The 7195-nt window shown below is 65.9% G+C and carries 5 protein-coding genes and 1 tRNA gene; 2 read left to right on the top strand and 4 right to left on the bottom strand.

Annotation, left to right across the window (positions count from 1 at the left end):
- Nucleotides 1-78 precede the first annotated feature (78 nt).
- Complete coding sequence (locus QN347_RS11525) at nt 79-1506, top strand: type I restriction enzyme subunit R domain-containing protein (RefSeq protein ID WP_322163092.1); 1428 nt, start codon at nt 79-81, stop codon at nt 1504-1506.
- 6 nt (nt 1507-1512) lie between these two features.
- On the opposite strand, the gene QN347_RS11520 is transcribed toward QN347_RS11525, so the two are convergent.
- Both QN347_RS11520 and QN347_RS11515 read right to left on the bottom strand, forming a co-directional pair.
- The gene (locus QN347_RS11520) at nt 1513-1992 is read right to left on the bottom strand and encodes a hypothetical protein (RefSeq protein WP_323494030.1); all 480 of its coding nucleotides are present in this window, start codon (nt 1990-1992) and stop codon (nt 1513-1515) included.
- 96 nt (nt 1993-2088) lie between these two features.
- A tRNA-Ser gene (locus tag QN347_RS11515) sits at nt 2089-2179 on the bottom strand.
- Nucleotides 2180-2289: 110 nt separating this feature from the next.
- Here QN347_RS11515 and QN347_RS11510 point away from each other — a divergent pair.
- Nucleotides 2290-3195: a peptidylprolyl isomerase gene (locus QN347_RS11510; RefSeq protein ID WP_322163095.1), complete on the top strand. Its 906-nt coding sequence runs from the start codon at nt 2290-2292 to the stop codon at nt 3193-3195.
- A gap of 161 nt (nt 3196-3356) precedes the next feature.
- Here QN347_RS11510 and QN347_RS11505 read toward each other — a convergent pair whose 3' ends face one another.
- Both QN347_RS11505 and QN347_RS11500 read right to left on the bottom strand, forming a co-directional pair.
- A complete protein-coding gene (locus QN347_RS11505) occupies nt 3357-5669 on the bottom strand; it encodes an ATP-dependent helicase (RefSeq protein ID WP_322163097.1) in 2313 nt (770 codons plus the stop codon).
- A gap of 46 nt (nt 5670-5715) precedes the next feature.
- Entirely contained in the window at nt 5716-6978 is a 1263-nt protein-coding gene (locus QN347_RS11500; protein ID WP_322163099.1) for a glycosyltransferase, read from the bottom strand.
- Between the last annotated feature and the right edge of the window lie 217 nt (nt 6979-7195).

Raw genomic sequence — 7195 nt, 5'->3', positions numbered from 1 at the left:
GTCATCGATCCTGCAGATTACAGAATCATGGCTTGAGCGAGCGACGATTTCGCGGGTCGTCAAGCAGACGGAGTATACATGACCTACAAGGCGTATTATCAGCTTGAAAAGACTATCGAGGACGATCCCGAACTGAATAGCCTGCAGGCACGCCGCCGCGTCGCCCGCTTCGCCTCCATGCATCCAGCCGCTATCGGCCAGAAGGTCGAAGTGATGGTCGAGCATTTCCGGCGCCACGTTCAGGATGGCCTCGACAGCCAGGCGAAGGCCATGGTGGTGACGCAGAGCCGGGAACATGCTCTCCGCTATTATCAGGGCATCAAAACTTACATCGCGGACGCCGGCTACGACGATATGCGCGCATTGGTGGCCTTCTCAGGCGAGTTAAAGGTCGATGGAAACGTCTACACCGAGGCCGAGGTCAATGGGTTCGCGGAAACCGAACTTCCGGCGAAATTCGATGGTCCCGACTACCAGGTGCTGATCGTCGCCGAGAAATATCAGACGGGCTTCGACCAGCCCAAGCTCAGCGCGATGTATGTCGACCGCAAGCTGGCCGGCTTGCAGGCCGTCCAGACGCTTTCGCGGCTGAACCGCACCTTCCCGGGCAAGGACCACACTTACATCCTCGATTTCCAGAATACCGTCGAAGACATCCAGAACGCCTTCCGGCCCTTCTTCGAGGTGACGGCGTTGGAAGCGAACTCGGATCCGAACCAGATTTATACACTGGAGCGCCGGCTGAAGCAGTTCGGCATCATCGACGAGGGTGAGGTCCAGCGGTTCGCGGAAACCTTCTACAAGGGCGACTTGAGCGGTCACGACCGCGCACGCTTGGAGGGCCTCGTTCGGCAGGCGGTGGTGCGCTTTGAAGGCGACGACGAGGACCGGCAGGAAGAATTCCGGCAGCTCCTGCGCAGCTATATGCGGTTCTACAGCTTCCTCAGCCAGATCATGATGCTGGGCGATACGGACCTTGAGAAACTGTATGGCTATGCGTCCTGGCTGATCCGCCTGCTGCCGGATCGCGAGATGCCGGGCGATATTGAGGTGACCGACGAGATGGTTCGGCTTCAGGCCGTTCGCGTCGAGCAGAAGGAAAAGGGGTCGGCGTCTTTGTCGGCGGGGGACAACGATTTGCTGTCACCGATTAGCGAGTTCGCAGCGAAACCCTATACCGAGGAAGAGCACAGGGCGCTGTCGGAAATCATCTCGAACTTCAACGAAAAGCACGGCGCGCAGTTCTCGACCGATGACTTCATTCGCTTCGAGGGCGTCAATCGTGAGATCCTCGACGAGAACATGATCGAGATGCTCAAGAATAATTCGGACGACGTGGTCTACCGCGCGTTCCGGGATGTGTTCTTCCGCGGTGCCATCCGCGCGTTCCAACGGGACAATGAGATGAAGAGCGCCATGATGACCGACGCCGATGCGCGTGAGGAGATCACCAAGCACTTCTTCCAGCGGGCGCAGCGCCAGGTTCGGGAAAAGAAAGCGGCCTGACAAGGGTCAGACCGCGATCTTCCATTTTCTACCGTAGTTCCCGTCGTTCTGCACCAGCCCGCTCTTCAATTTTGCTCGGAGCGTAGCCTCTACCGCCTTGTAGACGCGCTCCACCGTCTCCTTGTCGGCGTCTTCCTGTCCTAACCGCTTTATAGCCCTAACAGCGATCTCTCGAGCGGTGAGCGGCTGCGCTTCTCGTAGAATGTCGAGGGTAAGACGGGCAATCTCTCCGGATCGACCGGGAGCTTTGCGCACGTGCTTCTGGACCGGCTTTAGGTCATCCATGGTCCAACTAGGATTGATCTCCTTCATGACCACGTCGGCGCACTCGAGAACGTGGCGAAGATGCTCTTCGCGCCCACGTAAGGCCGCCAGGCTCTCAAAAAGCGATTCGATGCGTGCGATCTCCGCGGCTTGTTCGTTCGCCTCGTAGAGCCAGTAGCCCATGGCGGTTTTCAAGGGCGCTCGAAAATTCGTTATGCTCATGACGACCCGCTACTGAACCAGCGTGTGACCATAGCAGACGGATCATACCGAACGGTAAAGGTAGCTTGGTTAGTCTGCTACACTATACCGGAATAATGGCGGAGCGGGAGGGATTCGAACCCTCGATACGCTTTTGACGTATACTCACTTTCCAGGCGAGCGCCTTCGACCACTCGGCCACCGCTCCGCATGTCCTGGACAGGAGGGTGGCCCTAGAGCGTCGCTGCCCGCTGTGCAAGCATTCTGCTGCGCGCGACAGGGATTGCCGCCGCCGTGACGAGCGGGCAGGTTGGCGGGATGCCGATGCTGCTACCGCTTTTCGCCCTGCTCGCCGCCGCCCAGGCCGCCCCCGCGCCCACGCCCGCGCCCGCCCCGAAGCCGACCGCGGCGCAGCTCGCCGCCGCCGCTCCGGCGAGTGCCTGGGGCGCGATCGACCCGCAGGATCTGCTGCTGATCGACTTTGCCGACGGGCATCGCAGCGTGATCTGGCTCGCCCCGGCGTTCGCGCCAGTGCATGTCGCTAATATCCGCACGATCGCGCGGAGCGGTTGGTGGAAGGACGCGACCGTCTACCGCGTGCAGGACAATTACGTCACGCAATGGGGCGATGCGACCGAGAAGAAGCCGCCCGCCGCTGGGGTCACCGCCAAGCCGCCCGCCGAATATGAATGGGCGTGGGGCGCGCATGGCGCAGCCGTCGACAATCCGTATCGCGATGCCTATGCTACCCGGACCGGCTTTACCCCAAGCGGCTGGGCGGTCGCGGGCGATGGTGCGCGGCAGTGGTTGCCGCATTGCTACGGGATGGTCGGCGTCGCGCGCGACCTTGCGCCCGATACCGGGACGGGGGGCGATCTCTATACCGTGATCGGGCACGCCCCGCGCCATCTCGACCGCAATATCGCGCTGGTCGGGCGCGTGATCGACGGGATGGCGGCGCTCTCGGCCTTGCCGCGCGGGACGGGCGGGGGGCTCGGGCTGTACGAGGATCCAAAGCAACGCGTGCCGATCAAGCGGATTGCGATCGCGGCCGATCTGCCCGCGGCGGACCGGCCGGCGTTTGAATATCTGCGCCCCGACGCGCCCGTCTTCGCAGCGACGCTCGAGGCGCGGGCCAATCGCGGCGGGCCGTTCTTCACGGTGCCCGCGGGTGCGACGGATCTGTGCAACGTAATGGTGCCGGTGCGGGCGGTCGCGCGCTAGGCGCTGGTAAGACGCGTTGCGCGGACGCGGGCTCGGCGAGCCGTACCGCGCAGTGCGATAGCGCGCCGGTGGTGTCCGGTCTCCTCGCTTTACAGCGTCTTCGCGTCTCGCGCCCGACCTGGCGGCCCCGGCCGGCGCCGGGGCGACGATTGCGGTCGCGGCTACGCCTCTACCGTCACGAACGTATCCATCACGCGTTTGCGCCCGGCGCTCTCGAAGTCGATCTCGAGCTTGTTGCCCTCGATCTCGGCGATCGCGCCATAGCCGAACTTCTGGTGGAACACGCGCATCCCGACCGAGACGTCGGCGCGGCCCTTGTTGCCGAGGCTCACCGCCGAAGCGCGCGATTCCTGGACGCGGCTTGGCTCGCGCGTGAAAGTCCGGTTCGTGTAGCCACCGCCGGGCTTGGCGGAATCGACGCCCGCCGCGCGCTGCCAGCCGGGGCCGCGGCCGGTGCCGCGCGCGACGTCGGCGAAGGGATCGGCGCGTTCGGACCAATTGGCACGCCACAGGCTCTCGCCGCCCGCCATGCTCGACTCGGCCTCGATATGCTCGGGCGGAAGTTCGCCGACGAAGCGGCTCGGGATGCTGCTCGTCCACTGGCCGTAGATGCGGCGGTTGGCGGCGTGGAGGATGATCGCGCGACGGCGTGCGCGAGTGATCGCGACATAGGCGAGCCGGCGTTCCTCCTCGAGGCTCTTGGTGCCGCCCTCGTCGAGCGAGCGCTGCGAGGGGAACAGCCCTTCCTCCCAGCCGACCAGGAACACCGTGTCGTATTCGAGGCCCTTGGCGGCGTGGATCGTCATGATCGTGACCTTGGGCTCCTCGGCCGCGGCCTCATTGTCCATCACCAGCGAGACGTGTTCGAGGAAGGCGCCGAGCGTCTCATATTCCTCCATCGCGCGGACGAGTTCGGTGAGGTTCTCGAGGCGCCCCGCCGCCTCGACCGATTTCTCGGCCTGGAGAGCGGCGGTATAGCCGCTCTCGTCGAGGATGATCCGCGCGAGCTCGCCATGCGGCAGCTCGGTCACCTGCGCGCGCCACCGCGCCATGTCGATCACGAGATTGCCGAGCGATTTGCGCGCCGCGCCGCTCAGCTCGTCGGTGTCGAGCAGCCGCGCGGCGGCGGTGACGAGCGGGGCGTTCTGCGCGCGCGCGAGCTGGTGGATCTTGGCGACCGCCTTGTCGCCGAGGCCGCGCTTGGGGACGTTGACGATGCGGTCAAAGGCGAGATCGTCCGCCGGCTGCGCGACGACGCGCAGATAGGCGAGCGCGTCGCGAATCTCGGCGCGTTCGTAGAAGCGGAAACCGCCGACGATGCGGTAGTTGATGCCGGTCGCGATGAAGCGGTCCTCGAACTCGCGCGTCTGGTGCTGCGCGCGCACCAGGATCGCGATCTCGTCGAGCGACTTGCCACCGCGTTGCACGCTGTCGATTTCCTCGCCGACGCGACGCGCTTCCTCGGGGCCGTCCCACACGCCGAGCACCTTGACCTTCTCGCCCGCGTCGAGCTCGGTCCACAGCTGCTTGCCGAGGCGGCCGCTATTGTTGGCGATGACGCCGGAGGCGGCGCCGAGGATGTGCGGCGTGCTGCGGTAATTCTGCTCGAGCCGGATGATCTTGGCGCCCGGGAAATCCTTTTCGAACTTGAGGATGTTCTCGACCTGCGCGCCGCGCCACGAATAGATCGACTGGTCGTCGTCGCCGACGCAGGCGATGTTCTTGCGCTCCTGCGCGAGCAGGCGGAGCCAGAGATACTGGACGCTGTTGGTGTCCTGATACTCGTCGACCATGATGTATTTGAAACGGCGCTGATAGTCGGCGAGCACGTCGCGGTCGCGCTGCAGGATGACGAGCATGTGGAGCAGCAGGTCGCCGAAATCGCAGGCGTTGAGCGCCACCAGGCGTGCCTGATAGGCGGCATAGAGTTCCTGCCCGCGGCCATTAGCGTAGAGTTCGCTCTCGCCGGCATCGATCTGGGCGGGCGTGAGGCCCTTATTCTTCCAGCCGTCGATCAGCCCGGCGAGCGAGCGGGCCGGCCAGCGCTTCTCGTCGAGATCGGCGGCCAGGATCAGCTGTTTCAGCAGGCGCAGCTGGTCGTCGGTGTCGAGGATCGTGAAATTGCTCTGCAGCCCGACCAGCTCGGCATGGCGGCGCAGCATCTTCGCGCCGATCGCGTGGAAGGTGCCGAGCCACGGCATCCCCTCGACCACGTCGCCGACGAGCATGCCGACACGGTGGCGCATCTCGCGCGCGGCCTTGTTGGTGAAGGTTACGCTGAGGATCTCGCTCGGCCAAGCCTTCCGCGTGTTGAGCAGGTGCGCGAGCCGCGCGGTGAGCGCAGCGGTCTTGCCGGTGCCCGCGCCGGCGAGGACGAGCACGGGGCCCTCGGTGGTGAGCACGGCGTCGCGCTGCGGCGCGTTGAGGCCGCGCAGATAGGGCGGATCCTGATCGGTAGGGGCGGGGAGACTCATCGGTGAACAGGTAGGGAACGGCGCGCCCGCGGGCAAGCGCTTCCGCTTATTCGGCGGCGAGCGCGGGCGCGTCGACTCTGCCCGCCACCAGCGCGCGGCGTGGTGCGGCGAGCGTGTGCATGACGTCGAGATAGGCGTCGGCGGCATGTTCGACCGTGAACGCCGCGGCGGCGGCGCGCCGAGCCGTGACGACTGCGCGATCGTCGAGCGCAATGGTCGTCATCGCGCGCGCCAGTGCCGCGCAATCGCCCTTCGGCACGATCGCGCCGAAGGCACCGTGACCGAGCAGATCGCGCATGCTGACGCAGCAATCGGTCGCGACGATCGGCAAGCCGGCGGCCAGCGCCTCGATCAGCACTGCGGGAACGCCCTCATAGGTCGAGGACAGCACGAACACGTCGGCCTGCGCCAGCCACCGGTCGAGCGGGTCGGTATGCCCCGGCATGTGCACCGCGCCGGCAATCCCGAGCGACGCCGCGAGTCGTTCGAGGCTCGCGCGTTCGAGCCCTTCGCCGAGGATCGTCAGCGTATCGCCTGGCGTCACGACGCGCGCGAACGCCTCGAGCAGCAGCGCGAAATTCTTCTGCGGTGCAAGCCGACCGACCGCGAGATAATGGCGGCCGGGGCGACCGCGCGATGCCGCATCGCGCGCGGCGGCGAGCCGGGCGAGATCGCCCGCGCACAATGCCGGATCGGGGATGACGCTGATCCGGTCGACCGCGACCCCGGTCCGCTGCGCGATTTCGTCGCGCATCGCGGGCGCCATCGCAACGAAATGGTCGATGTAGCGCCCCTGGATGCGCAGCCAGATGCGGTAGAATGCGCGCACCGGCGGCGACATGTCGGGGCGCTCGAGGCAGTTGCTGATCTTCGCGACGATCGGCGGGCATTTCCGCCCGAGCAGCAAGCGCAGCACGACCGCGAGCGCGGTATAGGTATTGCCCGCGCAGAACAGGATGTCGGGGCGCTCCACCCCGATCATCGCGGGAAGCCCGCGCGCGAGTGCGACGAACCCGGCGAGCTGGCCGGCCGCCGGTCGAACGCCGACTTGCCGCGTCGCGCGCAATGGATGCGGTGGCGCTACGCGGGCATCGGCGAGCACGACCTGCGCGTCGAGACCACGCATGCTCCATGCCGCATGCAGCCGTGCCGCAACGCGTTCGACGCCGCCTGGCGCGAAACTGTAGAGATAGGTGAGGATCCGCAGCGGGCCAGCAATCGGTGGATGCTGGAACGGGGCAGGGGGGGGAGCGATCAGCGGAGGCTCGGCAGTATCGACTTGCGCCCTCGCGATAAAAGCCGTGCCCACCCAAATCTCTCCTGCGCCCCCCGGTCGCGTCGAAACGCTTTAGAGCGCGGCGGCGCGATACGCAAATCGCATTACGCCATGCACCCGGCATCGCCTACCGGAGTCGACGCTCGCGGTGAATCCTCGAGGTCGCGCCGGGCTACGAGCCGACCGTTGCTTGAAATAGCGCGATTTTCCGGGCGCTGGCTCCCGACTCGGCGGCACCGATGCGGCACGC

Origin of the sequence: Sphingomonas sp. 10B4, assembly GCF_035019905.1 — a bacterium.
GTDB classification, from domain to species: domain Bacteria; phylum Pseudomonadota; class Alphaproteobacteria; order Sphingomonadales; family Sphingomonadaceae; genus Sphingomonas; species Sphingomonas glacialis.
This window is presented reverse-complemented; position numbering and strand designations above follow the sequence as displayed.